The organism is Marinobacter sp. V34, assembly GCF_055524115.1.
The window spans coordinates 221,560-247,499 of sequence record NZ_JBUPZY010000008.1; the positions used below are offsets into that span (position 1 = coordinate 221,560).

Annotated in this window: 23 protein-coding genes and 1 tRNA gene; 8 read left to right on the forward strand and 16 right to left on the reverse strand. The window is 58.5% G+C overall.

Going from position 1 to position 25,940, the window contains the following annotated elements; translation table 11 throughout:
• Positions 1-20 precede the first annotated feature (20 nt).
• Together AC0B60_RS14620 and AC0B60_RS14625 are read left to right on the forward strand one after the other, a co-directional pair.
• A complete protein-coding gene (locus AC0B60_RS14620; protein ID WP_465086563.1) occupies positions 21-701 on the forward strand; it encodes a glutathione S-transferase family protein in 681 nt (226 codons plus the stop codon).
• Positions 702-736: 35 nt separating this feature from the next.
• Complete coding sequence (locus tag AC0B60_RS14625; RefSeq protein WP_465086564.1) at positions 737-1,069, forward strand: tRNA-binding protein; 333 nt, start codon at positions 737-739, stop codon at positions 1,067-1,069.
• Between the two features lie 18 nt (positions 1,070-1,087).
• Here the strand turns inward: AC0B60_RS14625 and AC0B60_RS14630 are convergent.
• From AC0B60_RS14630 to rpsU, 4 genes are all read right to left on the reverse strand, one after another.
• A tRNA-Ile gene (locus tag AC0B60_RS14630) sits at positions 1,088-1,164 on the reverse strand.
• Between the two features lie 112 nt (positions 1,165-1,276).
• The gene (gene rpoD, locus AC0B60_RS14635) at positions 1,277-3,124 is read right to left on the reverse strand and encodes an RNA polymerase sigma factor RpoD (RefSeq protein WP_465086565.1); all 1,848 of its coding nucleotides are present in this window, start codon (positions 3,122-3,124) and stop codon (positions 1,277-1,279) included.
• 181 nt (positions 3,125-3,305) lie between these two features.
• Positions 3,306-5,039: a DNA primase gene (gene dnaG / locus AC0B60_RS14640; protein WP_465086566.1), complete on the reverse strand. Its 1,734-nt coding sequence runs from the start codon at positions 5,037-5,039 to the stop codon at positions 3,306-3,308.
• A 152-nt stretch (positions 5,040-5,191) separates the two neighbouring features.
• Complete coding sequence (gene rpsU / locus AC0B60_RS14645) at positions 5,192-5,407, reverse strand: 30S ribosomal protein S21 (RefSeq protein WP_007153483.1); 216 nt, start codon at positions 5,405-5,407, stop codon at positions 5,192-5,194.
• 239 nt (positions 5,408-5,646) lie between these two features.
• On the opposite strand from rpsU, the gene tsaD reads away from it, so the two are divergent.
• Positions 5,647-6,702 carry a tRNA (adenosine(37)-N6)-threonylcarbamoyltransferase complex transferase subunit TsaD gene (gene tsaD, locus AC0B60_RS14650; protein WP_465086567.1) on the forward strand — a complete coding sequence of 352 codons (1,056 nt, stop codon included), beginning with the start codon at positions 5,647-5,649 and terminating at the stop codon, positions 6,700-6,702.
• Here tsaD and plsY read toward each other — a convergent pair.
• Positions 6,699-7,292: a glycerol-3-phosphate 1-O-acyltransferase PlsY gene (plsY, locus tag AC0B60_RS14655; protein WP_465086568.1), complete on the reverse strand. Its 594-nt coding sequence runs from the start codon at positions 7,290-7,292 to the stop codon at positions 6,699-6,701. The two genes, tsaD and plsY, sit on opposite strands and share 4 nt — an antisense overlap.
• 160 nt (positions 7,293-7,452) lie before the next feature.
• Between plsY and folB the strand changes: the two genes are divergently transcribed.
• Together folB and folK (AC0B60_RS14665) are read left to right on the forward strand one after the other, a co-directional pair.
• Positions 7,453-7,809: a dihydroneopterin aldolase gene (gene folB / locus AC0B60_RS14660; RefSeq protein WP_465086569.1), complete on the forward strand. Its 357-nt coding sequence runs from the start codon at positions 7,453-7,455 to the stop codon at positions 7,807-7,809.
• Entirely contained in the window at positions 7,809-8,327 is a 519-nt protein-coding gene (gene folK / locus AC0B60_RS14665) for a 2-amino-4-hydroxy-6-hydroxymethyldihydropteridine diphosphokinase (protein ID WP_465086571.1), read from the forward strand. Before folB ends, folK (AC0B60_RS14665) begins: the two co-directional genes overlap by 1 nt.
• A gap of 8 nt (positions 8,328-8,335) precedes the next feature.
• Here the strand turns inward: folK (AC0B60_RS14665) and pgi are convergent, their stop codons facing one another.
• The 10 genes from pgi to dksA form a co-directional block, all read right to left on the reverse strand.
• The gene (gene pgi, locus AC0B60_RS14670; protein WP_465086572.1) at positions 8,336-10,000 is read right to left on the reverse strand and encodes a glucose-6-phosphate isomerase; all 1,665 of its coding nucleotides are present in this window, start codon (positions 9,998-10,000) and stop codon (positions 8,336-8,338) included.
• A 31-nt stretch (positions 10,001-10,031) separates the two neighbouring features.
• Complete coding sequence (panC, locus tag AC0B60_RS14675; protein WP_465086573.1) at positions 10,032-10,880, reverse strand: pantoate--beta-alanine ligase; 849 nt, start codon at positions 10,878-10,880, stop codon at positions 10,032-10,034.
• Complete coding sequence (panB, locus tag AC0B60_RS14680; protein WP_199447706.1) at positions 10,877-11,671, reverse strand: 3-methyl-2-oxobutanoate hydroxymethyltransferase; 795 nt, start codon at positions 11,669-11,671, stop codon at positions 10,877-10,879. Before panB ends, panC begins: the two co-directional genes overlap by 4 nt.
• A gap of 118 nt (positions 11,672-11,789) precedes the next feature.
• Positions 11,790-12,305: a 2-amino-4-hydroxy-6-hydroxymethyldihydropteridine diphosphokinase gene (folK, locus tag AC0B60_RS14685; protein WP_465086574.1), complete on the reverse strand. Its 516-nt coding sequence runs from the start codon at positions 12,303-12,305 to the stop codon at positions 11,790-11,792.
• Between the two features lie 3 nt (positions 12,306-12,308).
• Entirely contained in the window at positions 12,309-13,652 is a 1,344-nt protein-coding gene (gene pcnB / locus AC0B60_RS14690) for a polynucleotide adenylyltransferase PcnB (protein ID WP_465086575.1), read from the reverse strand.
• A gap of 745 nt (positions 13,653-14,397) precedes the next feature.
• Complete coding sequence (locus AC0B60_RS14695; protein ID WP_465086576.1) at positions 14,398-15,807, reverse strand: sigma-54-dependent transcriptional regulator; 1,410 nt, start codon at positions 15,805-15,807, stop codon at positions 14,398-14,400.
• 7 nt (positions 15,808-15,814) lie between these two features.
• Entirely contained in the window at positions 15,815-18,775 is a 2,961-nt protein-coding gene (locus AC0B60_RS14700) for an ATP-binding protein (RefSeq protein ID WP_465086577.1), read from the reverse strand.
• The gene (locus tag AC0B60_RS14705) at positions 18,765-18,941 is read right to left on the reverse strand and encodes a hypothetical protein (RefSeq protein ID WP_007153470.1); all 177 of its coding nucleotides are present in this window, start codon (positions 18,939-18,941) and stop codon (positions 18,765-18,767) included. The genes AC0B60_RS14700 and AC0B60_RS14705 overlap by 11 nt, the downstream gene beginning before the upstream one ends.
• 50 nt (positions 18,942-18,991) lie before the next feature.
• Positions 18,992-19,864, reverse strand: a complete 873-nt coding sequence (gene gluQRS, locus AC0B60_RS14710; RefSeq protein WP_465086578.1) for a tRNA glutamyl-Q(34) synthetase GluQRS — start codon at positions 19,862-19,864, stop codon at positions 18,992-18,994.
• 54 nt (positions 19,865-19,918) lie between these two features.
• A complete protein-coding gene (gene dksA, locus AC0B60_RS14715) occupies positions 19,919-20,359 on the reverse strand; it encodes an RNA polymerase-binding protein DksA (protein ID WP_288075400.1) in 441 nt (146 codons plus the stop codon).
• Between the two features lie 176 nt (positions 20,360-20,535).
• On the opposite strand from dksA, the gene sfsA reads away from it, so the two are divergent.
• Positions 20,536-21,264, forward strand: coding sequence for a DNA/RNA nuclease SfsA (gene sfsA / locus AC0B60_RS14720; protein ID WP_465086580.1), 729 nt, complete (start codon positions 20,536-20,538; stop codon positions 21,262-21,264).
• Positions 21,265-21,322: 58 nt separating this feature from the next.
• Here sfsA and AC0B60_RS14725 read toward each other — a convergent pair whose 3' ends face one another.
• Entirely contained in the window at positions 21,323-22,900 is a 1,578-nt protein-coding gene (locus AC0B60_RS14725; RefSeq protein WP_465086581.1) for a bifunctional aminoglycoside phosphotransferase/ATP-binding protein, read from the reverse strand.
• A gap of 131 nt (positions 22,901-23,031) precedes the next feature.
• On the opposite strand from AC0B60_RS14725, the gene mrcB reads away from it, so the two are divergent.
• Entirely contained in the window at positions 23,032-25,356 is a 2,325-nt protein-coding gene (gene mrcB, locus AC0B60_RS14730) for a penicillin-binding protein 1B (RefSeq protein ID WP_465086610.1), read from the forward strand.
• A complete protein-coding gene (locus AC0B60_RS14735) occupies positions 25,353-25,928 on the forward strand; it encodes a tetratricopeptide repeat protein (RefSeq protein WP_465086582.1) in 576 nt (191 codons plus the stop codon). Before mrcB ends, AC0B60_RS14735 begins: the two co-directional genes overlap by 4 nt.
• Positions 25,929-25,940: the final 12 nt, after the last annotated feature.

The window sequence follows — 25,940 nt, forward strand, 5'->3', positions numbered from 1 at the left end:
CAACCTGGATGGAGACAGGGATGTACACCCTTCATATTGCGAACAAGAACTACTCGTCATGGTCATTGCGGCCCTGGGTCCTGATGAAAGAGCAGGGCATTGAATTCAATGAACAGCTCATCGTGTTTGGTGACGAACCCACCTGGCAGGCATACAGGCGCCTGAGCCCCAGTGGCAAGGTACCCTGCCTGATGGACGAAAGCATAACTGTATGGGACTCCATGGCCATCATTGAGTACCTGGCGGAGCGCCACGACGGAGTCTGGCCCAAAGACGCAAAGGCCCGCGCCTGGGCCCGTTGTGCTGTCGCTGAAATGCACTCTGGATTTCAGTCGTTGCGGGATATCTGCAGCATGAACGTGGGCCTGCGTATCCGCATGCACACTGTTAGCGAGGGTCTGCAAAAGGACATCGACCGCATCGACAGTTTGTGGTCCCACGGCCTGCAGCAATTTGGTGGTCCATTCCTCGCTGGCGACCACTTTACCGCCGTGGATGCCTTCTTCGCCCCCGTTGTCTACCGGGTTCGCACCTATGGGTTGGGCCTGAGTGAAGACGCCTCCGCCTATGTGGAAAGGATCCTGGCATTGGGCAGTATGCAGCAGTGGGAAGCCGAATCCCTTGCAGAACCGTGGCGGGACACCGAACACGAGGACATCGCGTTCACGGTCGGAACCCTGCTCGCGGACCACAGAAAATAACCGCATTCATATAGAGGCAAGAGGACGCACTAGGCATGATCAGCTGGGAAGACTTTGAGAACGTAGAATTGCGAATCGGCACTATCATCGAAGTGAATGAGTTTCCGGAAGCCCGCCGCCCGGCTTATAAGCTGAAAGTCGATTTTGGCCCAGAGGTGGGTGTCCGCAAATCCAGTGCGCAGATCACCGACTTGTACAACCCTGAGTCGTTACTGGGTAAACAGGTACTTGCCGTGACCAACTTCCCGCCCAAACAGATCGGCCCCTTTATGTCCGAGTGCCTGGTGACGGGGATCAAGAATGATGAGGGAGCGATAACCTTGGTGAGCACGGACCACAAGGTGAGTAATGGGCAGAGGCTTATTTAAACGTAAAAGATGGGGGAGTGGTGGGCCCACCTGGACTCGAACCAGGGACCAAAGGATTATGAGTCCTCTGCTCTAACCAACTGAGCTATAGGCCCTTTTGTCAGCGGATGCTGCTTAAAGGTTTGCTTTTCAGGGTGTTGCCCCGGGGGAACAACAAAGCGGGCGCCATTATACCGGTGAGCGGTGGCGCCCGCTACTGTTGTGGTGTTATCCGTTGCCCTGGTCGTCAATGAAGCCGCGCAGGTGGTCGGAGCGGGAAGGGTGGCGCAGTTTGCGCAGGGCCTTGGCTTCGATCTGGCGGATTCGCTCACGGGTAACGTCGAACTGCTTGCCCACTTCTTCCAGGGTGTGGTCAGTGTTCATTTCGATACCGAAGCGCATGCGCAGCACCTTGGACTCGCGCGCGGTCAGGCCGGAGAGCACGGAGCGGGTGGCTTCGCGCAGGCCCTCTGCGGTGGCGGAGTCGACGGGCGACAGCGCCTGGATGTCTTCAATGAAGTCGCCCAGGTGGCTATCTTCGTCATCACCGATCGGGGTTTCCATGGAGATCGGCTCTTTGGCGATCTTCAATACCTTGCGGATCTTGTCCTCGGGCATCTCCATGCGCTCGCCAAGCTCTTCCGGTGTGGGCTCGCGGCCCATCTCCTGCAGCATCTGACGGGAGATGCGGTTAAGCTTGTTGATGGTTTCGATCATGTGCACCGGAATACGGATGGTGCGGGCCTGGTCCGCGATGGAGCGGGTGATGGCCTGACGAATCCACCAGGTGGCGTAGGTGGAGAACTTGTAGCCACGGCGGTACTCGAACTTGTCGACCGCTTTCATAAGGCCGATATTGCCTTCCTGGATCAGATCGAGGAACTGCAGGCCGCGGTTGGTGTACTTTTTGGCGATGGAGATAACCAGGCGCAGGTTGGCTTCCACCATTTCTTTCTTGGCGCGGCGTGCCTTAGCTTCACCGATGGAGACGCGACGATTGATTTCCTTGATGTCGGAAACGTCCAGGTCCACTTCGGTCTGAATGTTGGCAATGCGCTTCTGCAGGCGGACGATTTCATCGATACGCTCGGCGATCAGCGGGGCGTAGGCCTTCTTGCCCTTGGACGTTTTCTCGGCCCAGTCCAGGCTGGTTTCATTGCCTGGGAATGTCTTGATGAAATCCTTGCGCGGCATCTTGCACTCACGCACACAGATTTTCATGATCGCACGCTCGTTCTCACGCACCAGGTCGTTGGTGGAGCGAACAACGTTCACCAGCTCATCGAAAGCTTTATTGCCCAGCTTGAATGGTGCAAACACCTGGCCCAGCTCGTTCAGGGCTTCCTGGGTTTTCTTGTGGCCACGGCCGTGTTTGGCCAGGCAAGCGTCCGCGGTGTCGAGCTTTTCTTTCAATAGCTCGAAGCGCAGGCGGGTTTCTTCCGGATCCGGACCGCTTTCAGTTTCTTCTTCGCTGTCGTCATCGTCATCATCGTCGGATGAGTCGTCTGAGGTGCTGGACGTGTCCGGGGTAGTGTCTTCCTCCATAAACGGCTCGGCGCCGTCGGGGTCGAGGAAGCCGGAGACGATGTCGCTGAGACGGCCTTCGTTCTCGATGATGCGGTCGTAGGCCTGGATGACAGTGCCAGTGATGCCGGGGAAGTGGGCTACAGCGGCCATTACATCGCGGATGCCTTCCTCGATGCGCTTGGCAATAACAATTTCGCCTTCACGGGTCAGCAGCTCCACGGTGCCCATTTCGCGCATGTACATGCGCACAGGGTCGGTGGTGCGGCCGGCGTCTGACTCTACGGCAGCGAGTGCGGCGGCGGCTTCGGCGGCCGCTGCTTCGTCAGCGGTAGAGTCACCGTCGGTCATCAGCAGTGTATCCGCGTCCGGTGCCACTTCAGACACCTGGATGCCCATGTCGTTGATCATGCGAATGATGTCTTCGACCTGGTCCGGGTCAGCAATGTCTTCCGGGAGGTGGTCGTTTACCTCGGCGTAAGTCAGGTAACCTTGTTCCTTGCCTCGTGCAATGAGGTCTTTAAGACGTGATTTCTGCGAATTGCCTGACATAGACACCTTGTGAACTCGCTGGTAAAAGGAAAAAAGTGAAACAGCCATTATAGCTGTCGCGCGGTTGCTCTGCCACCGGATGGTTAGATGGTGATCAACACTCCAAGTTTCAAGTGCAGTGCCGTTTCCGGCTGCAGTTATTGCGTTTTTTCGGCCCGCCGGCTCTGTTTTCTAACGCTGGTCAGTCGTCGTTCTGTCCAGTCAGTGCCTTCAGTTCCTGCCGCTCTTCAGCGCTAAGGTCCGCCAGGCTGCGTTTTTCCGATAGCAGCGACGCCAGCCGCTGCTTACGTGCCACTTCCCGGTTCGGGTTCAGCATTTCCCTGGCGCCAGCCAGAGTCTGTTCCCGTGCGGGGATGTGTTCAATGCCATCGAACAGGCTGTAAAACTGTTCTCTGGCGCGGTTATCCGTTGCCAGTTCGCGGACCAGGGAGCGCCTGTCTTTGATGGCGTTCTCCAGAATCCAGCCGGCAAACTGTCCGGCCTGCCGGTACTGGCGGCTGCTCCGGCACAGTTCGGCAATTTCGCTGGCCATGTCCGGCGCTTCCAGCAGGGCCAGGCAAAGCTGCGTATCCTTGCTGAGTTTTACGTCAATCCGTTGTTCCTGTACCCGGCGCTCGCCGTATCCGCCTTTGCCGTTCGGCTGGCGCCGGTTTTGCCAGTCGCCCCGGTTGTTGCCGCACAGTCGCAGCATTTCATGCCACATGGCATCCCTGAGGGTGCTCCTGGGCATTTTCTTCAGCAGCGGTTCTACCCGTGCCTTTAGCTCGCCCCGGTCTTCCGGTAGCGTCAGATCCAGCCCCTCGCTTTGCCGGTTGAACAGGTAGCGGGACAGGGGCGTGGCGCCGTTGATGCGTTCCTGGAACGCGTCAGGGCCTTCCTTGCGCACCAGTGTGTCCGGGTCTTCACCGTCCGGCATCATCAGGAACTGCAGATGCAGGCCGTCGGTCAGCAATTCCAGTGCATTTTCCAGGGCCTTGTCCGCCGCCCGGTAACCGGCCTGGTCGCCGTCAAAGCAGAACACCAGGTGCCGTACCTGCTTTAGCAGTGCTGACAGGCTGTCCTGGTTCGTGGCTGTGCCCAGCGTGGCCACGGCAAAGTGGATGCCATTCTGCGCGAGCGCAATGACGTCCATGTAGCCTTCCACCACCAGCAACCTGTCGAGTTGGCGGATCGACTGTTTGGCTTCATAAAGGCCGTAGATTTCGCGGCTTTTATGGAATACATCAGACTCCGGAGAGTTGATGTACTTGGCCTTGTCGTCTCCCAGTGTGCGCCCGCCAAACGCAATGGTTCGCCCGCGGCTGTTGCGGATCGGGAACATTACCCGATTGCGAAACAAATCCCTGGGCCGCCCGTAACGGTCAGACACGGCGCCGGTTTCAACCAATGGCCCCTGCAGGTCCTTGCTTGCGCTGTCGAACAGGGCGGTGCCGGTGCCAGGGGCGTAGCCCAACTGGTATTGCTCAATGATGCTGTCGTCCAGGCCCCTCTGTTTGAGGTAGTCCCGGGCGAATTCACCTTGCTGGCTCTTCAGGGCGGACTGATAGAAGCGGCTGGCGTAATCCAGGGCGTCCGTCAGTGTTCGCGCCTGTTGCATTTCCTGGCGCGCGCTCTGGTCGTAGGGCACTTCCATGCCGGCTCGGCGGGCCAGTTCCTCTACCGCGTCGGTAAACCCCAGGCCGTCGAATTCGCGGACAAAACTGATGGCATCGCCATGGGCGCCACAGCCAAAGCAGTGGTAGAAGCCCTTGTCCGGCCGAACGTTGAAAGACGGCGTTTTTTCGTCATGGAATGGACAGCGGGCCTTATAGTTTCCACCGGCCTTTTTCAGGGTGATACGTGATCCGATCAGCTCTGCCAGGTCTATCCTGTCGAGCAGGTTTTCAACAAAGTGTTGTGGGATCAGTCCACTCATGATGTCTCCGGTCGCACGGGAAATGCCGGGCCTGGAAGTACAGCCAAAAATGCCGCCGAAGCCAGGCCTCGGCGGCATTTTGGTATCGCTCTGTGCAACCTGTGGTTATACAGGCGATTATAGGCTTGCAGTCAAGCGGCGTCCGGTAAAGCTTAGTACAGACGCTCGAACTTGCGCTGTTCCCGCTGAAGCTTCTTGAGATGACGCTTGACGGCTGCAGCTGCCTTGCGCTTGCGCACGGCTGTCGGCTTTTCGTAGTGCTCACGGCGACGTACTTCCGACAGAACGCCTGCTTTTTCGCAGGAGCGCTTGAAGCGACGAAGGGCTACGTCAAACGGTTCATTCTCTTTCACTTTAACAGCTGGCATTCGAAAATCACCTACCTGATTGATTCGGTTTCTGTTTTATCTGATCGACCTGTCTGTCAAATCGACTCGATACCTGGTCAGATTGGCTAAAACTCGACCAGTGCGTATTTAAGGCCGGCAATGATAGCGCCTGCCCATGGCCAAGGTCAATGTTTGTTCGATGAAACTGACGGAGGGTTTCGGGTTTCTGCTAAAATGCGTCGATTACGTTTACCAGCCCGGAGTAGTGGCCCTTATTTATGCTGATTCTCGGTATTGAAACCTCCTGTGATGAAACCGGCGTTGCCCTCTATGACAGCGAATGTGGGCTGCTGGCGCATGCGTTGTTCAGCCAGATTGATATGCACGCGGATTACGGCGGTGTGGTGCCGGAGCTGGCCTCCCGCGACCATGTCCGTAAGCTGGTGCCGCTGTGTGATCAGGTGCTTGCCGATGCCAGCCGGGTTCGCGCTGACATCGAAGGCATTGCCTACACCGCCGGTCCCGGCCTGGTGGGAGCGCTGATGGTCGGTGGCTCTGTAGCTCATGCCCTGGGGTTTGCCCTGGGTGTGCCAGTGCTGGGTGTCCATCACATGGAAGGCCACCTGTTGGCACCGATGTTGGAAGACAATCCTCCGGCGTTTCCCTTTGTTGCCTTGCTGGTCTCCGGCGGCCATACCCAGTTGGTGTTGGTTAAAGGTATTGGTGAGTATCAAATGCTGGGTGAATCTGTGGACGATGCGGCCGGTGAAGCGTTCGACAAAACCGCCAAGATGCTGGGGCTGGATTATCCCGGTGGGCCAAGGGTGGCCGCGCTGGCTGAAAAGGGCGCTCCTGGCCGCTACCGGTTCCCGCGTCCGATGACGGATCGGCCCGGGTTGGATTTCAGCTTCAGTGGCCTGAAGACGTTTACCCTGAATACCGTGTCGGCAGCCAAGAAAGCCGACGGACTGGACGACCAGACCCGCGCCGATATCGCCCTGGCCTTCGAGGCGGCGGTGGTAGATACATTGACCATCAAATGCCGCCGGGCTCTGGAGCAGACCGGTTGCAAGCGTTTGGTGATTGCCGGCGGCGTTAGTGCCAATAAGCGGTTGCGTGCCGGGCTTGAGAAAATGACTGAGAAGCTCCGTGCCGCCGTGTTCTACGCCCGCCCCGAGTTCTGCACGGATAACGGCGCCATGATTGCCTACGCGGGTTGTCAGCGCATGAACGCCGGCCAGCAGGATGGCGACCGGATTGTGGCGGTGCCGCGCTGGCCGATGAATACGCTACCACCGGTTGACGAGCTACGGACGAATGGGCTGGTGGACTAGAAGCCGGGTTCCCGGCCCTGGGCCATACGGATCAGATTGTTACGATGACGTACCACAATCAGGATGGCCAGCAAGCCGAACAGCGGCAGGGTGTCTGGTTCGATCAAGGCGCTGATGATGGGGCCGCTGACGATGGCCACGATTGATGCGAGCGCCGAGATCTTCCAGCGCCACATCACCAGGGCCCAGATGGCAGCCAGCAAAAGAGTGGTTGCTGGCGCCAGCGCAAGCCCAGCCCCCAGTGCCGTCGCCACGCCTTTTCCGCCCTTGAATCGATAAAACAACGGAATCATGTGCCCGGTCACCGCGCACAGTGCCACCATGGCCTGGGAAAGAATGGTCAGGTCTGCCTGGTGGGCAAGCCACACTGGTAGCCAGCCCTTGGCGGCATCCAGAAACAGCGTCAGTGCCGCCGGCGGCCATCCGCCGGTACGGTAGACGTTGGTGGCGCCGGGGTTTCCGGACCCCTGAGCGCGTGGGTCAGGCAGGTGCCAGGCGCGGCAGACTGGCAGCGCAAACAGCACCGAACCCGCCAAGTATGCCAGGGCGCAAAGCAGGACCGTCAGTACCGGGTCACTCAGAAAACTCATCGGCGATGTTCGTTGGCAAAGTGAAAAAGACGCAAAGACGCGTACTGGTCATTTATGAGAAAATGCCGGCCCCGCGACAAAGCAGGTCAGAATTTACACAGTATCCGCTGCCTGTGCGTTATTCAATCAGCAAAGAGTGTTAGCCCGGGAGATCCATCCGTTGACAGATAGTGTACTGATCGAAGGTCTGGCCGTTGAGGCAATCATCGGCGTGTACGACTGGGAGCGGGAAATCAGTCAGCGGCTGCTGGTGGATCTGGAGATGGCCTGGGACAACCGAGTGCCAGCGGCGTCGGATGATGTCAGCGATGCACTGAACTACGCTATGGTCAGTGAGCGGGTTTCGGTCTATCTGGTCCAGACTCGCCCCCAATTGCTGGAAACCGCTGCAGAAGGCATTGCCGATTTGCTGCAGAGCGAATTCAATGTGCGCTGGGTAAGACTGACCCTTCGTAAGCCCGGCGCTGTTCCAGCTGCAGCAGCCGTGGGCGTAAGGATTGAACGGGGGAGTCGCTGATGGCGCGGGTGTATATCAGTATCGGTAGTAACATTGACCGCGAGCGCTATATTACGGCGGCGCTGGATGCGCTGGCTGGCTGGTTTGACGAACTGCTCATTTCGTCTGTCTATGAGAGTGAGTCCGTCGGTTTCGATGGCTCGCCCTTCTACAATCTGGTGGTAGGCGTCGATACAGGCCTTAGTGTGGCCGACTTGTCAGCGCGCTTCAAACGACTAGAGGCGGACAATGGTCGACGGCGGGATGTGCCGAAGTTCAGCCCACGAACACTGGATCTGGATATTCTCATATACGACGACGAGGTGGGCCGGGTCGACGGTGTTGAGTTGCCCCGGGGCGAGATTCTAAAAAACGCTTTCGTGCTGCTGCCACTGGCTGAAATTGCGCCGACTGCCGTTCATCCGGTCTGCGGCGAGTGCTACCAAGCGCTGTGGAAGGCTTATGACCGTGACCAGAAGCTGTGGCCGGTGGACTTTACCTGGCAGGGCAGGCGAATCTCGCCGGCCTCTGAGCGATAATCTGGCCCTTATGCCCCGTGATGCGAGCGGTATAGCCGGATCAGGCTGGCCGTTGAGCTGTCGATAGCCTCGTCGGCTCCCTCGGTATCGTCGGTCAGACGGTCCAGTATTCCTTTACCCATCTGTTTCCCCAGCTCCACGCCCCACTGATCGAACGAATCCACATCCCAGATAATGCCCTGAACGAACGTGCGGTGTTCGTAGAGTGCGATCAGGGCGCCGACGGTGTCCGGCGTCGACTTATCCATCAACAGGGTGTTGCTGGGCTTGTTGCCTGGAATCACCTTGTGGGGTGCCAGTTTTTCGATCTCGTCAATGCTCATGCCTTCGGCTTTGAGTTCCGCCCTGGCTTCGTCCAGGGTCTTGCCGGCCATCAGCGCCCGTGACTGGCTCAGGCAGTTGGCAAACAGGGTAACGTGGTGACTGGCGACCGGGTTGTGGGTCTCGAGAGGAATAATGAAGTCCGCCGGAATCAGGCGCGTGCCCTGATGCAGTAGCTGGTGGAAGGCGTGTTGGCCGTTGGCGCCCACGCCGCCCCAGATGACCGGCCCGCTCTGGTAGGTCAGCGGCTCGCCACTCTGGGTGACGCTCTTGCCATTACTTTCCATGTCCAGTTGCTGCAGATGCGCTGGCAGGCTGCGCAGGTAATGGTCGTAGGGCAGGATGGTGTAGGTTTCGGCGCCCCAGAAGTTGTTGTACCAGAGCCCAAGCATCGCCATGACCACGGGCAGGTTCTGCTCCAGCGGCGTGGTGCGAAAGTGCTGGTCCATGGCGTTGGCGCCGGAGAGCAGGGCGCGGAAATTCTCCATGCCGATGGTCAGTGCCACGGGCAGGCCGATGGCAGACCACAGCGAGTAGCGCCCACCAACCCAGTCCCACATTGGGAAGATATTGTCTTCGGAAATGCCGAAGCTAACGGCCTCCGGCGTATTGGCAGTAACCGCAACGAAGTGTTTTGCAACTTGGTCTTCGTTGCCGCCGTTGTCCAGGAACCAGTCCCGGGCCACCTTGCTGTTCTCCAGGGTTTCCTGGGTACGGAAGGATTTGGACTGGATCAGGAACAGGGTGGTTTCCGGGTTGACCCGGCGCAGTACCTCGGCCATCTGGGTGCCGTCGATGTTGGCGACGTAATGGCCCTTCAATTGGCCATGCCAGTAAGGGCGAAGGGCTTCCGATACCAGTTTGGGGCCGAGGAAGGAGCCGCCAATGCCAATACTGACCACATCCGTAAAGGCTTTGCCGGTATGCCCCTGCCAGCGTTTGCTGAGCACGTCGTTTACGAACTGCTCCATGCGATTCAGAGTGAGTTCCACTTCCGGTGCGATATCCATGCCGTCGACGTTGATGGGGGCTCCGCTGGTGTCCCGTAGGGCGATGTGAAGCGCGGGGCGCTTTTCAGTGACATTGATGTGGTCGCCATGAAACATGGCTTCGATACGCTCCGGTACACCGCATTCCTTAGCCAATGCCATTAGCTTTGCCAGGGTGTCATCGGTCATGCGGTTGCGGGAGTAATCCAGCGACAGGCCGCCGCCGCGTATGAAGAAGCGGCTGGCCCGGTCCGGGTCGCTGCTGAAAAGCTCCCTCATGTGGGTGCTTTTCAGTTCCGCCTGATGTGTCTTCAGTGCCTGCCACTCGGGCCGGCTGGTGAGTGGTGCAGAGCCCTGGGACATTGTGGAATCCTTTCTGTCAGTGGGAGTCGGATTAACGGGTAATCGACAGATTGTCGATCAGTCGCGTGGTGCCCAGAAACGCTGCCACCAGCAGTGTCAGTTCTGTATCGTCGGCGTTGGCCGGTTTCAGGGTCAGGCTGTTGGCGATGTTGAAGTAATCCGGGCGAAGCCCCGCCTTACTGAGTGCATCGTTGGCCTCCTGGGACAGGGTTGTAAAATCGGTCCGGCCAGTATGAATCTGTTCTACGGTGTTTTTTAACGTCTGATAGACAGCGGGCGCGATGGCACGCTCATCCTCAGTGAGGAATCCGTTGCGAGAGCTTCTCGCCAAGCCGTCCTTTTCGCGAACAGTTGGGCCGCCGATGACTTCCACCGGTATCATCAGGTCCTGGGTCAGTTTACGAATCACGGCCAGCTGTTGGTAATCCTTCTCGCCAAACACCGCGATATCCGGCTGCACCATGTTGAACAGCATGGTGACGACCGTGGCTACGCCCTCAAAGTGTCCGGGCCGGCTGGCGCCGCAATGGCCCTCACTGACTTCCGGAACAATAATGCGGGTGTGCCGGGCCAGTCCTTCGGGGTAAATCTCTTCATTGGAAGGGGCGAACACCAGGGTGCTGCCGGCAGCCTCAAGTCGCTCCTGATCTTCAATCAGTGTGCGGGGGTAGGTGTCCAGATCTTCAGTGGCGCCGAACTGCATCGGATTCACGAAAATGCTGGTCACGACAATGTCGGCGGCTTCACGGGCCTTTCTGACCAGTGAAATATGCCCCTCATGCAGGTTGCCCATCGTGGGGACCAGTCCGATACGTTTCCCTTGCTGGCGATAGCTGCGCAGCATGGCCCGGAGTTCTTTAAGCGTATGTACGGTTCTCATGCCTTGAACGTATGCTCCTCGGCGGGGAATGAGCGGTCGCGAACGGCGGCCACATAGGCTTCGATGGCGCCTTTGACGGAACCGGACTCCGCCAGGAAGTCTTTTACGAAGCGCGGTTTTCGGCCTGTGACCATGCCCAGCATATCGTGGACAACCAGTACCTGGCCGTCGGTGTCTGCGCCGGCACCGATACCAATCACCGGTGCTTGCACTGCCTGGGTGATCCTGGCCGCGAGCGGCGCAGGTACGCACTCCAGCAGGATCGCATCGGCACCGGCTGCGACCAGTTCACAGGCGTGTTCGATCATTAGCTCGGCGTGTTTCTCATCCCGGCCCTGAACCTTGTAGCCGCCAAACTTGTTGACGAATTGAGGGGTCAGGCCCAAATGAGCGCATACCGGCACGCCGCGTTCGCTCAGGGCGTGGATGGTGTCTTTCATCCAGTCGGTGCCTTCCAGTTTGACCATGTGGGCGCCCGCACGCATCAGTTCGGCAGCGTTTTCCAGGGCGGCTTCGGTGGTGCCATAGGTCATGAACGGCATGTCTGCCATGATCAGCGAGCCCCGGTTGCCCTTGGCTACGGACGACACGTGGTACACCATCTGGTCCATGGTAACGGGCAGTGTGCTGTCATGCCCTTGAAGTACCATGCCAAGGGAGTCACCAATCAGGATGACATCAACACCGGCCTCACTGACAATTTGAGCAAAGGTGGCATCGTAGGATGTCAGAACGGAGAAGGCTTCGCCCTTCTGCTTGTAGTCGCGCAGAGTATTGATGGTAACAGCCATAGAATCCTTGCCTTGTGGGTGGATGGGCCAGACCGGGCCGGGTGTATGCCGGCATCCAGGCCTTTAGGGTAATCCGGGGGTGTGTTTGTGGCAATAGCCGCACGCCGAGCCGTTGATCTCAGCCGGACGGGAAAGGTGTCCGTTCCACCGGGTTGAGCTTCTGTAGCCCGTTGTCCGGGCATTGTTGTCGCAGTTGCGCAATGGTGCGGCCGTCTGGCAGCGCCAGTTCGGGCTTCAGGTCCAGTAACGGCTGCAAGACAAAGTCGCGGTTGGCGAGTTCGGCGTGAGGTACGGTCAGGTGTTCGCTGACGATGGTTTCATTGCCATAGAGGAGCAGGTCCAGATCCAGGGTTCTTGGTCCCCAGTGCTGTATGCGTTCGCGGCCATGGGCCTGTTCAATGGCTTGCAGCTGGTCCAGCAGTTCCAGGGGGAGGAGTTCCGTGCGTAACCAGGCTGCGCCGTTTACGAAATCGGGCTGGTCCTGTGGGCCAACCGGCCTGCTGCTGTAGAAGGGGGACTGGGCCACCAGTTCGGTTTTCGGTAGTGCAGCCAGCCGCGCCACGGCACCGGCCAGTTGTGCGGAAGGCTCGGCCATGTTGCTGCCGAGCCCTATAAAAACATCCGCGGCCGTCATCGGTCAGGCCTTCTTCGCGGGTTTCTTGCGGCGGCGCTTCTTGGGGCCGTCACTGCCCAGTTGTGTCAACATGCGTTCCTGGCCGCGCTCGTCCGTTTCCTGGAACTCAGTCCACCACTGGCCCAGCCCTGGTTCGATTTCGCCGGAGGCTTCCCGTACCAGCAAGAAGTCGTAAGCCGCGCGGAAGCGGGGCTGGGACATAGTGGCGAATGCGCGCTTACCCTGGCGACGGGGCAGGCGCATCTGCAGCTCCCAGATTTCTTTCATCGGGCCGGAGAAGCGCTTGGGGATCGAGGTGGCCTGTACCTGGCGGCCGATTACTTTGGCGATGGCCATGTGCAATGCTGGTTGTACCGGCTCACCGTTATCCTGCCGCTTTCGCCATTCCGCTTGCAGTGCAGGCCAGAGCATGGCTGCAAACAGGAAGTAGGGTGTTACCGATTTGCCTTGGGCGATGCGGGCATCGGTATTTCGCAGGGCCTTGCGGATCAGATCATCCGGCTCGCCGTTGTTGATGGCCTGTACCGTCTCCGGGAACAAAGGTGCCAACAGGTTGTATTCGCTGAGCAGGTCGTATGTGGCTTCACCGTAACCGGCGGAGAACAGTTTAAGTACTTCCTCGAACAGCCTTGCTGGCGGGATGTGCGTCAGCAGTGGTGCAAGCTCCCGGATCGGGGCCTCGGTGTCAGGTTCAATATCGAAGCCCAGCTTGGCGGCGAAGCGCACGGCACGAAGCATGCGCACCGGGTCTTCCCGGTAGCGGGTTTCCGGATCGCCAATCAGCCGCATCTGACGGTTTTCCAAGTCTTCAATGCCGTTGGCGAAGTCCACCACGGTGAAGTCGCGGATGCAGTAATAGAGGGCGTTCACGGTGAAGTCCCTGCGCAGGGCGTCTTCTTCCAGATTGCCGTAGACGTTGTCCCGTAGCAGCAGGCCGTGTTCGCTGGTTCTGCGGTCATCGTCGTCGTCATCTTCTTCCGCTTCCGCAGCATTTCCGCGGAAGGTGGTGACCTCAATGACTTCCCGGCCGAACAGGACGTGGACAATGCGGAAGCGCCGGCCAATCAGCCTGGAGTTGCGGAACAGGTCATGCACCTCTTCCGGCGTGGCGTTGGTGGCGATGTCAAAATCCTTGGGTTTGCCACCAAGCAGTATGTCGCGAACACCACCGCCCACCAGATAAGCTTCGTAGCCTGCGTTGTTCAGCCGACTGAGCACTTTCTTGGCGGGCTCGCTGATGAACGAGCGGGAGACCTTGTGTTGGTCCCGAGGGATTTCCTGACGTTGATAGGTCCGGGCTTTTTTCTTCCCGTTTCCTGACACGTATGACAATAGTCGTTTAAGCATTGAATTCCGTTATTGCGCTGAGCAAAAGCGAGAGTTTAACGGTTTGGGCGGGATTTGCACACGTTTGGCGTCATAAGCTGGTGAAAACAACCGGGGGAAGAGCGAAAACGGCCAAGTTGAAAAACGGTTGGGCCAGATAATCAAAAGGCGGATTCGTTTACACGAACCCGCCCTGAAAGCGTTGACGATCTGCATTGTTTTTGTTTTTACCGGGATTTTTCTTCGTTTTTCTACCCCACTGTTAATCCCCAAACTTAGGGATTTCAGGAGTGCAAACGGAAAGCTTTGAATACACAGAGCAGTCAGAGACATCGGGCGAGTCATTGGGTAAATGCAGTGCCGCCTGGAAGACGATTCTTCTCTACATCTACAACTCACACGTGCCGTGGGACCACTAAAAAGCAAAGTACCCAAAACACTCAGTTCGCTCACGTTCTGTTTTTGTTTTTGTTACCGAACGTCTTCTACAGCTTTTTGTTTTTGTTGTTGGCGCTGCGTTGTCACTGTTGTTTTTGTTGTTGTGCGCCCTATAGAGTGCAGTCCGTGTGCCAGTTTTTTAAAACTGTTTATTAACAGCAGGTTAGTATTTTTTGGCCATCTGGAAAGGTGGGCCGTAAGACTTAAGTGTTACTGAGGTCGCGTTTTTTAGATCTGGGGTGTTACCGTCAGGAACACAGGGTAACAACTGAGCTCAGGTTCACACTTTTCCGGTAACAACGCTTGCTTGAGGGATACCGGAAAAGTCTCAGTTCCCCGAACTTTTCTTTCGTGGGATGCCCAGGCGTTGCCGCCGCTCCCACAGAGATTTACGGCTGATCCCCAGCTTTTGGGCCAGCTCGGTTTCACTCATTCGATCCTGATTTTCCAGCACAAAGTGTTGAAAGTAATCCTCAAGGGAGAGGTCGCTGGTGGCCTCGGCTTCCCGGGAGGGGGGCTGCTCGTTGTTACCGTCAACCAGGGTTTCGGGAATGTTAACGTCGCCGCCTTCACCGTCCAGATCCAGCAATGACGGGGTGATCAGGTCGCTGTCGCAGAGGATGGTGGCGCGCTCGATGGCATTTTCCAGCTCCCTGACGTTGCCGGGCCAGCGGTGTCGTTCCAGTGCGCGCATGGCTTCTGGTGTCAGGTTCAAGCCGGGTTTGCTCATTTTTTCGCCCTGGCGTTGCAGGAATCGCTGAGCCAGGCCAAGGATATCCGACTGCCTTTCCCGCAGCGGCGGTATGCGTACCTGCATAACGTTCAGTCGGTAAAACAGGTCTTCCCGGAAATTCCCTGTCCGCGTCATGGCTTTCAGGTTACGGTGAGTGGCGGCAATCATGCGCACGTCTACCTGGCGGCTCTGGGTGGAGCCCACCTTGCGAATCTCGCCTTCCTGCAACACTCGTAGCAGGCGGGCCTGGGCCTCGGCGGGTAATTCACCGATTTCGTCCAGGAACAGGCTGCCGCCGTCAGCGGCTTCGATCAGCCCTGTGCGTGCTGATACCGCCCCGGTAAACGACCCCTTTTCATGACCGAACAGCTCTGACTCGATCAGGCTTTCCGGGATCGCAGCGCAGTTTACGGAAATCAGCGGTCTGGTCGCCCGTGGACTCATCAAGTGGAGTGCGCGCGCGGCGAGCTCCTTGCCGGTGCCGGATTCGCCCTGAATCAGCACGGTGGTTTCCGTGGGCGCCACTTTGCGTATCAGGGTGAACACCTTCTGCATGGCATCGCAATGACCGAACATAATGCTGGCGGGGTCACTGTCTGGCGCGCTGGCGGTTTCGCGCTCCATTGACGGCCGACTCGAGGCGGAGGAAGTCTGGGGTTTTCTGGCAAGAATGCCCTCTACGGCTTCCAGCATTTCGTCGTGGTCGAAGGGTTTGGCAATGTACTCCACTGCGCCCATTTTCATGGAGTCTACGGCGGAGCGGAGACTGGCGTAGCTGGTCATGATCAATACCGGAGTGTCCGGCGCGCGCCGTATCAATTCTGTTCCTGGTGCGCCGGGCAGCCGCAGGTCGGAGATGATCAGGTCAAACTCGCTGGGGTCGTGGTTGTCTTCGGCTTCTTCCACGGAGCCGGCGTCGGCAACCTCATAACCGGCGTGCTGGAGCAGCTTGCGAACCGCTGAACGGATAATCTCTTCGTCTTCTACAATCAGAATGCGAGGCATAACGCGTTTACGACCCTTCGTTCTGGCTGGTGGTGGTTCCGGTGTCCGGCTCGTAGGCCGGTAACCTCATGCGCACACAGGTTCCCCGGCTGGCGTCAGCATCAGCCGGGCTGTCCACCTGAATGTTGCCGTAGTGCTCTTCAATGATGCTGTACACCAGCGACAGGCCCAGACCAGTTCCCTTGTTGGGGGCCTTCGTGGTGTAAAAAGGCTCGAAGATATGGTCCAGCTGGTCTTTCGGTATGCCGGACCCGTTGTCGGTGACTTCGATAATAGCGGAGTAGCCGTCGCGGTTTCCACTGATACGCACTTCTCCGCCAATGGGTGAGGCATCCCGGGCATTGGCCAACAGGTTGATGAACACCTGCACTAGCCGCTGTTCGTCTCCCAGAATCATCAGTTCATCGGGGCAGTCGTTACGGTAATGAATGCCCATGCCTTTGTCACTGAGCGATAGCAGGTTGATGGACTCATCCACGCAGCGACGAATATCCACTGGTTCGTAGCGGTTCGCGTGAGCGTGATTGCCAGTCCGGGCGAAGTTCATCAGCGACTGGAGGATGGTGGAGATGCGGCGGGTCTGCTGCTGTATCTGCTCAGCAGTGGACAGAATGTCCGGGTCATCGGTTTCCAGTTTGAGGTTCTGTGCCAATGATGAAATTCCCGTGACGGGATTGCCAATTTCATGGGCCACGCCAGCCGCCAACCGGCCCACCGATGCCAGCCGTTCGCTATGCATCAATTCGTCTTCCAACAGGCGGGTTTCAGTCTGGTCTTCCACCAGGATGATGCTGCCACCCTCGGTGTGATCGGGGCCGCTCAAGGCTGCTTTGTGCAGGTTAAGCCAGTGGGGACGGCCTTTCAGGTCCAGGCGGTGTTTATACCGGTGCAGGTCCTCACCGCTGTTGAAATCATCCAGCAGCAGGTGCCAATGCTCGGGGAGGGCCATCAGTCGGGCACCCACAACATCGTCGGCCGTGATGCTGGTGAGAGCTTCCATGGCGTTGTTCCACATCAGTATTTCGCCGTCTTCACCGACAGAGCAGGCGGGAATGGGGAGGTTCTGAAGGGTTTGTCGGTAATGGCGCCGCAGGTTGTCCAGCTCCCCGGCCAGCCCGGTCAGGCGGTTCTGGTAATCCCCGAGAGCTCGTTCAACGTAGCGGATATCCTGCGCTGTACCGCCGCTGGCCATGGGCTTATAGCCCAGGTGCCGTTTGACCAGATCACGAGCGACGGCGGGGCCAAGCAGGCCTGAAAGGTTTACCTCCACGCGGTCGCGCAAGCGGCGAAGTTGGTAAGGTCGATATTCCATGTTGGGCAGTTTGAGCTGGGTAAGGGCTTTTTCCACTTCTCTTCTTGCAACGCCCAGGCCTAACGGAACCGCGAGCTGGCGGGTAAAGTCCGCAGACGAGGTTGCCAGTAACTCCCTGCGCTGGGGCCGTGAAAGCGCGCCCAGAGAACATGCCTGGGCAGCCCCGGCTTCTTCGGCAGAACTGGTGCTCAGAACTGAAATCAGGGTAAAGATGGTGACATTCACCGTCAGGCTAACGAAGGTGAAGATGTGCCAGTTGCTGTAATCCGGCACCAGGGGAGCCCCGACGAAGTCCAGCAGGTTGGCGGTATGGGAGAACGGCAACACCAGCGTAACCACCCATATGACCAGGCCAGAGATCAGCCCGGCAATCAGGCCACGGCGATTGCCTTCTGGCCAGTAGATGACGCCAAGCGCACCGGGGAGCAGCTGAAGCATGCCTGATAGTGAAATGGCGCCGAGAATCGACAGGTCCAGGTTTTTGCCCAGGGTTTCATGGAATAGCAGTGCTGTGAAGATGATGGCCGCGATGAGGAGGCGCTTGACCCATTTTAGCCAGTGGTAGATGTCACCGTGGTCCTTGGGGGTTCGTAGTGGAAGCACTGCATGGTTCAGGACCATGCCTGCCAGCGCCAGGGTGCTGACGATCATCAGGCCACTGGCGGCTGACAGGCCGGCAATGTACATCATCAGTGTCAGCGCCGGACTGCCGAGGGCCTGGGCGGTGCCGATGGCGTAAAAGTTTGGTCCCGTGGTGGCAGCCAGTGCCTGACCACCCCAGAGAATCAGTGGAATGGGGAGGCCGAGTAGCAGCAGGTACAGGGGCAATCCCCAACTGGCCTTTGCCAGCGACTTGGGCGACGGATTCTCACTGAACGTCATATGGTACATGTGGGGAAGCACCAGGGCGCCGGCGAAGGACATCAGCATCAAGGCGCGCCAACTGCCATCATCGATGCTCATGGTCATCGTGCTCACCGGGGTGCTCTGGTCTGCCAGCCAGCTTTCCAGTCCAGCCATGCCATCGAACACACCAAACAGGATGACTCCGCCAAGGATCAGCAGGGCAAAGAGTTTCACCAGGGAATCGAAGGCAATGGCCAGCACCAGGCCTTGGTGGTTCTCGGAACCCTGGCTGCGCCGTGTGCCGAACAGCATGGCAAACAGGACCACAGTAATGCTGAAAAGCACACTGATGAGTTGGGGGGATGTATCCGGTGCCAACAGGCTGGCAGACGTGGATACCGCTTGGATCTGCATGCTCAGCAAGGCCAATATGGCGGTGCCGGAACAGATGGTCACCAGCGTGCCCGCCCATTGGCTTCGATAGCGGTAGGCGAAGAGGTCGGCAAGAGACGTGAGCTGGTAGGCGCGGCCAATCCGCATCACCGGGTTGAGCAGAACCGGTGCCAGCAGAAAGGCGCCGCTGATGCCCAGGTAGTAGGCCAGGAAGCCAAACCCCGATTCAGCGGCCATGCCCACGGCCGCGTACACGGCCCAGATGCCGGCGTACACACCAAGGCTAAGCGTGTACACCAGGGGATGCCTGATCAAGCTGCGGGGCAGTGCGCCTTTTTCGGTCACCCACGCAATGCCGAAGAGCAGTACCAGATATAACAGGCTGGCCAGCAATAGGCCGGGAGCGCTAAAACTCATTGGGGTCTCGTCGCCATTCCAGCCAGAAGCCGATCGCAATCAGGCCGGCCCAGATTACGTAGGGGCTGTACCAGGCATTCCCTGGTGACGTCCACCAGTCAAGAATGTTGGGAGAGAATATGTAGATGGCCAGAACCAGAAGGAAGACCAGACGGTAGATATACATCAGGCATGATATCCGCACTGTCGCTTGTGAGAAGGTTTATAACACGTCGTTCACCGGACTGTCAGGTGAATCCGCTCCGGTGCCCAATTGGCTGCAGCCCGGGCAAGCAGGGTACCGATGTCTGATGTCCCTGCCAACAAACGTTGATCCTGCCCTAATGCGGCAAGGGCCTGTTTCAGGTTGTCTTTTGCTTCACGGTCATTCAGGGCTGGTGCGTGGTTCTGCTTGCTAAGTTTCTGGCCATCGGCGTTGAGAATAACCGGAATGTGCATCCAGTGAGGCGGTGAGGCGCCCAGCGAATAGTAGATCTGCTGTTGCTGGGCGGTCATGTCCAGCAGGTCGGAGCCCCTGACGACGTGGCTGATGCCCTGGTCGATGTCGTCGGCAACCACGGCCAGTTGATAGGCATAGAAGCCTTCCTTGCGCAGGATGACAGGGTCGTCCATTTCGGCCTGTACCTGTTGCACCTGAGGACCCAGTAGCTGGTCGTGCCACTCACTGTGCTCGTCGTGAAGGGCAAAGCGGACAGCGAATGGACGCTCTCCTGGTTCTGCCTTTCCGTTGCGGCAGCGCTCCGGGTGGCGCCCACCGTTTTCCTGCAGTTGCTTCCGTGAACAGGCGCAGCGATAGGCCAGCCCCTGATGGAGTAGCTGGTCGGTCAGCGCGCGGTAGTGGGTATCGCGTTCCGACTGAAACCGTACGGGCTCGTCGGAATGCAGGCCGTGGGCGTCCAGGCTGGCCAGTATCCGCTGGGTGGCTTCGGGGGATTCCCGCAGGGGGTCAAGATCTTCAATCCGCACCAGCCAGGTGCCATTGTGACTTCGGGCCTCCAGGTAGCTGGCAACCGCAGTGACCAATGAACCAAAATGCAGAGGCCCGGTTGGAGACGGCGCAAATCGGCCGCGATAGTGGGAATCGATCATGGCTGGTGAATACCGGCCCCGGGTTCGGGGGCCAGCATACTCAGGGGCTTGGGGTCAGATGCCAGTCTGGCGCTCGCGAATTTCAGCGAGGGTCTTGCAGTCAATGCACAATGTCGCGGTTGGCCGTGCCTCAAGGCGACGAATGCCGATCTCAACGCCACACTGGTCGCAGAATCCGTAGTCATCCTTGTCGATGCGGTCGATGGTCTGGTCAATTTTCTTGATCAGTTTACGCTCGCGGTCACGGGTGCGCAGTTCCAGGCTGAATTCCTCTTCCTGGGTTGCGCGGTCACTTGGATCTGCGTAATTTGCCGCATCTTCCTGCATGTGGTGCATCGTGCGGTCCACTTCTTCCATCAGCTCCTGCTTCCATTGCAGCAGCAGATTCTTGAAGTGCTCGAGCATTTCCGCACTCATGTACTCTTCACCCTTCTTCATTTCATAAGGGGTGAAGTTGGTGAAACGTTCGCGTGGTTGTTCTGCAGTCTTTGCCATTGAACCCGGCCTCATGTTTGTACTTCGCAAGAGCGCTTTACTTCCGGCGGCCAGCGAATACTGGCCGGTCATTACCCTGGAAAAAGCATTCGTCCTGAAACGGGAATTTGCGGAAAATAGCAGATTAGTCACAGGGGTGCCAGCCTTGTGACGCCTACTTTTGCACGGAGACCAAAATGAAGTTGCCCGCACTATTGATCGAAGGCCGGCTAATACGGCGCTACAAGCGGTTCCTGGCTGATGTCCGGTTGCCGGATGGCAGTGAGGTCATCGCCCATTGCCCCAACACGGGCTCCATGCTGGGGTGTCAGCCTGAAGATGCCCGGGTGTGGCTGAGTACCAGTGACAATCCCAAGCGCAAGCTGAAATATACCTGGGAGCTGGTTGAAACCGCGCCGGGCGAGGTGGCCTGCATCAACACGGCGCGGCCGAACGCGCAGGCCCGTGAAGCCATTGAAGGTGGGGATGTTCCGGAATTGGCCGGCTACAAAATCTGCAGGGCAGAAGTGCGCTATGGTTCGGAAAAAAGCCGTATCGACCTTCACCTGAGCGGCCACATCAGTCACCCGGATGCCTGGGTAGAGGTGAAAAATGTAACCCTGTGTGAGGATGGACAGGGGTTTTTCCCCGACGCTGTAACCACTCGTGGGCAGAAACACCTAAGGGAATTGATGGCCCAGACCAGGGCCGGCGAGCGTGCAGTGCTGTTTTTTGTGGTCAACCACACCGGCATCGATAGTGTGCGGCCGGCTGATCATATCGACAGCGCCTATGGCGTACTGCTGCGTGAAGCAAAAGCGGCCGGCGTTGAGTTGCTGGCATACAAGGCAGTGCTGTCCGGCCCGCAGGGGCCGGATGGGAATATCTCATTGAGGGAGGCCGTGCCGGTTATCCTGGAAGCCTGAATCGGTCGCTTCAGGATGTTGTAGCGCACCCGGGCACGTACGGCTTAATGTAGACGCTTTACATTCCTGGCAGGCCGAAATGCTGGCGGATTCGGTCTGCGACCGCCTCTCCCACATGTTCCTGGTCGGTATACAGATGGATAGTGTGGGTTTTTTCCTCAGTGGTAAGGGGCTCAAGCCAGGCCTCCTGTTCTTCCAGGAATTCTTCGGTGGCTTCGGAGGCATCATCTGAGCGATTGCGAACCCATTCCTTGCGGCTTTCCAGGGGCGCTTCGCAATGCAGGAGCGCGAACGGCATGCCTCGGCTCTCCGCCACGTCCGCCATCATCTCCCGTTCGGACTGTTTCAGGCAGGCAGAGTCTACGATGACCGGCAGACCGCTGGTCAGCAGGTCACCGGCCAGTTCAGCCAGGCGTTCATAGGTGCGCTGGTTGGCTTCTTCGGTGTACAGCTTCTCACCGGTCGGGGATTTGCTGTGGTCCAGCGGGCCCAGGCCGAAAAGCCGCTTGCGCTCTACGTCCGAACGCAGCCGGATCAGCCCCAACTCCGCCGCCATGGAACCACTGACGCAAGATTTACCACTGGCGGAGAGCCCAGTGGTGGCTAGCAGGTAGGGATTGGGTATGGCGCTGTAGTCTTCCGCCAATTGGGCGTAATCACGGTAGCGCTGCATCAGCCCCTCTCTATCAGTATCGGTCAGCGATGGGTTGCCCAGGGTAAACAGGGCGATTTTGGCGCGGACCATAGCCCGGTAAGCCTTGTAGAGAGGCAGCAGCGGCAGTGCGTCGAAGTCACCCCGGTATTCCAGGTAGGTATTGAGAACCAGGTTCGCCAGTTCGGGCTCACGGCGGGACTCCAGATCCATCAACAGGAACGCCAGGTCGTTGATCACGTCAATCCAGCGGAAAGGCTCACTGAACTCGATACAATCGAATATCGTCACGTCGCCGTCATAGACCGTGATATTGGCCAGATGCAGGTCGCCATGACATTCCCGCACAAACCCGCCGTCGTAGCGTACGGAAATCAGGGCCGACTGACGTTCAAAGGTGCTGCGGGTCCATTGTTCCAGATTGTCGAGTTGAAGCAGGAGGGCGTCATCGTCAATCATCGGGCGGATCTGGTCGAAGTTTTCCTGCATCGCAGCGAAGACCGCTTCTGGCGTTCCCAGTGGTTTGCCGGGCTCAACCGGTGGTTGGTTGTCGTGGAAATCCGCGGCCTGCCGGGCGAGGCTGGTGAGAAGTTCAGGCGTGAGTTTGCTGTTTTCCTGCCGCACGTCGAATAGCTCGTTCTGGTTGAACTGGCGCATGCGAATGGCGTACTCGAACGCGTCCCCCTCGCCACCGAGCGCTGGAGCCTCTGCGGAGCCGGTTATGGGCAATACGTCGAGATATAGGTTGTTGGCGAGGCGCCGGTTCAGCCGCAACTCCTCCTCGCAAAAGCGCTTGCGCCGCTCCAGGGTTGAGAAGTCGAGAAAGCCGAAGTCCATTGGCTTCTTGATCTTGTAGGCGAAATCGCCGGTCAGGATGACCCATGAGATATGTGTTTCGATAACCTGAAATTCTTTCACCGGGTGGTCATACAGTGCCGGATCCTGCAGTGCCAGAATCAGGTTGTCGGAAGGTGCATCGCTCACGGCTCTCTCCTTGGGTTCCTTGAACTCGTTGATTTTTATCGCCCCCATCATAACGAGCAAAACGGGCAGATTACAGAAATAACACACGGATGACCTGCCGTACCGATGCCCGGATTCGTTATAATCCCGCCATGAAAAAATCTGCTTCCCCCCGGAAATCGCCCAAGAAAAACACCCGCAAGGGAAAGTCTGCCCGCCGCCCCTGGTTCTGGCGCCTGTTTCTGCGCGTCTTTTTTATCGGTGTGGTGCTGCTCGCCGGTTGGATGGTTTACCTGGATGCGGTGGTCACCTCCCGCTTCGAAGGCCGTCGATTTGAAGTGCCGTCTCGAGTCTACGCGAGACCACTGGAACTCTATGACGGTGCGAGCGTCAGTTCGGGTGCGCTGCAGCGGGAGCTTGAGCTGTCCGGCTATCGCGCAGGTGATGGCAGCCGGGCAGGTACCTATCGTCGCAATGGCGGCCACTTTATTGTCAGCACTCGGGGCTTTCTGTTTACCGACGGGCTGGAACCTCGTAGACGCCTGTCGCTCAACATCTACAGCGACCAGGTGCAGGATTTCCGGGTACTGTCGGGCGACCCTTCGCCGATTGTGCGCCTGGAACCGGCCCAGATCGGCGGTATCTATCCCGCCCACAAGGAAGACCGGGTGTTGGTGCAGCTGGCGGATGTGCCTGACCTTTTCACCGATACGTTGTTGGCCGTTGAGGACCGCAACTTCCATGACCATGTCGGGATCGCTCCACTATCCATCGGCCGGGCAATGCTGGCCAATATCCGGGCCGGGCAGATCGTGCAGGGGGGCAGCACGCTGACCCAGCAGTTGGTGAAGAACTTCTTCCTGACCCGGGATCAAACCTTGTTGCGCAAGGGCAACGAAGCCCTGATGTCGCTGCTGCTGGAACTCCATTACGAAAAGAACGACATACTGGAAACCTACGTCAACGAGGTGTACGTGGGGCAGGCCGGCACACGAGCCATTCACGGGTTCGGGCTGGCCAGCCAGTTCTATTTCGGCGAGTCGATTCGTGATCTTCAAGCCCATCAGATTGCCTTGTTGGTCGGCCTGGTGAAGGGGCCGAGCTACTATAATCCCCGGCGCCATCCGGAGCGTGCCCTGTCCCGTCGCAACCTGGTCATTGATGTAATGGCCGAAACCGACCTCATCAGCGAAGAGGACGCCGCCAGGGCCCGTGCCCAGCCACTGGGTGTTACGAACCGGGCCTCATACTCGGAAAATCGGTACCCGGCTTACATCGATCTGGTGCGCCGTCACCTGGCCAGGGATTACAAGCAGGAAGATCTGCAGAGCGAAGGCCTTCGCATATTCACCACGTTGAACCCGGCAATTCAGTACGCGGCGGAGTTTGCCGTCAAGGATATGCTCGGGCGAATGGAGGGGAGTTCCGATACCACGCTGGAATCCGCCATGGTGGTGACCTCGCGGGACAGTGGAGAGGTATTGGCCCTGGTTGGTGGGCGTGACCCGAAATATGCCGGTTTCAATCGCGCCGTGGATGCGAGTCGTCCTATCGGTTCCCTGGTCAAGCCGTTTGTTTACCTGACGGCGCTGCAGAACCCGGATCGGTATACCCTGATCACGCCTGTCGAGGACAAGGGGTTCTCCCTGGTGTTCGACGACGGGCGCCGTTGGGAGCCGGAAAACTACGATAAGGAACAGCGCGGCGAGGTGCCCCTGCACAAGGCGCTGTCCCGCTCGTATAACCTGCCTACAGTGCGTGTAGGGCTGGATGTGGGTATCGATGCTGTGAAGTCTACCTTGCAGGGATTTGGCGTTCCCGGAGGTATTTCGGAGTACCCCTCAATGTTGCTCGGCTCAGTCTCCATGACACCGGTAACGGTCGCCCAGATCTATCAAGGGCTGGCTACCTCCGGTTTCAATACGCCCCTGAGAACCATACGGCAGGTCACCGATGCACAAGGCGAGGCGCTCTCGCGCTACAGCCTGAAAGTGGATCAGGTCGCTGATCCCGCAGCGGTACATCTTGTCCAGTACGTTATGCAGGAAACCATGCAGGAAGGCACCGGGCGTTCCGCGTACCGCACCGTGCCGAGGGAGCTTACGCTTGCAGGGAAGACCGGAACCACCGATGATGGCCGCGATTCCTGGTTTGCCGGTTTCAGCGGCGACCTGCTGGCGGTGACCTGGGTTGGCCGGGACGATAACGGCCCAACGTCTCTGACAGGCGCCACCGGCGCGTTACCGGTGTGGTCCCGATTTATGAGCCAGGTACCGCAGCACGGCTTCTCGCCGGTGGTACCGGATGGGGTAGAGTATCTCTGGGTCAATCCCGACGAAGTCGCCCTGACAGAAGAACATTGTGATAATGCACGCCTCGTACCGTTCATCACCGGCAGTGAGCCTGATGTGGAGGTTTCCTGCGGAGGTAATATCGAGCGGCGGATACGGGGCTGGTTTGAAGGACTCTTCCAATGAAATTTAACACGTTCAGATGTGCTGGTTTAATGGTCCTCTCGCTGGTAGTGGCCGGCTGTGCCTCCGGCCCCGGTGGTGGGTCCATTTATGTGCCAGCCGGCGATCGGTCATCCCCTGACGAGGCGCCCCAGCCGCCAAAAGCCGGTGAGCCGCGTGACGAACCGCGGATTGAGCGTAAAAGCGAGCAGCCTGATCAACCGGTGCGGCAGCCAGAGCGCACGGCCCCCAGCTACCAGGATGAAGGGGACGCCCTGTCACCCGCGGCACGAAGCCTTATCCAGAGGGCAGACAGCCTGATGGCGTCCGGCGAGACTCAGGCAGCCGTCGCGCAGCTGGAGCGGGCGCAGCGGATCGCTCCACGCTCGGCGCAGGTGTACTTCAAACTCTCGCAAGCCTACGTGGCACTGGATCAACTGGGTTCGGCGGAGCAGTTCACGTTGAAAGGGTTGTCTTTGGCGGGCAGCAATTCGTCATTGCAGCGCTCGGGATGGCTGCTGCTGGCGGATATCCGGCGTGCCAGGGGTAATGTGGCTGGGGCGGATCAGGCAGAAGCCCGGGCGGCAAGCCTGTAAACGAGAAAGGCC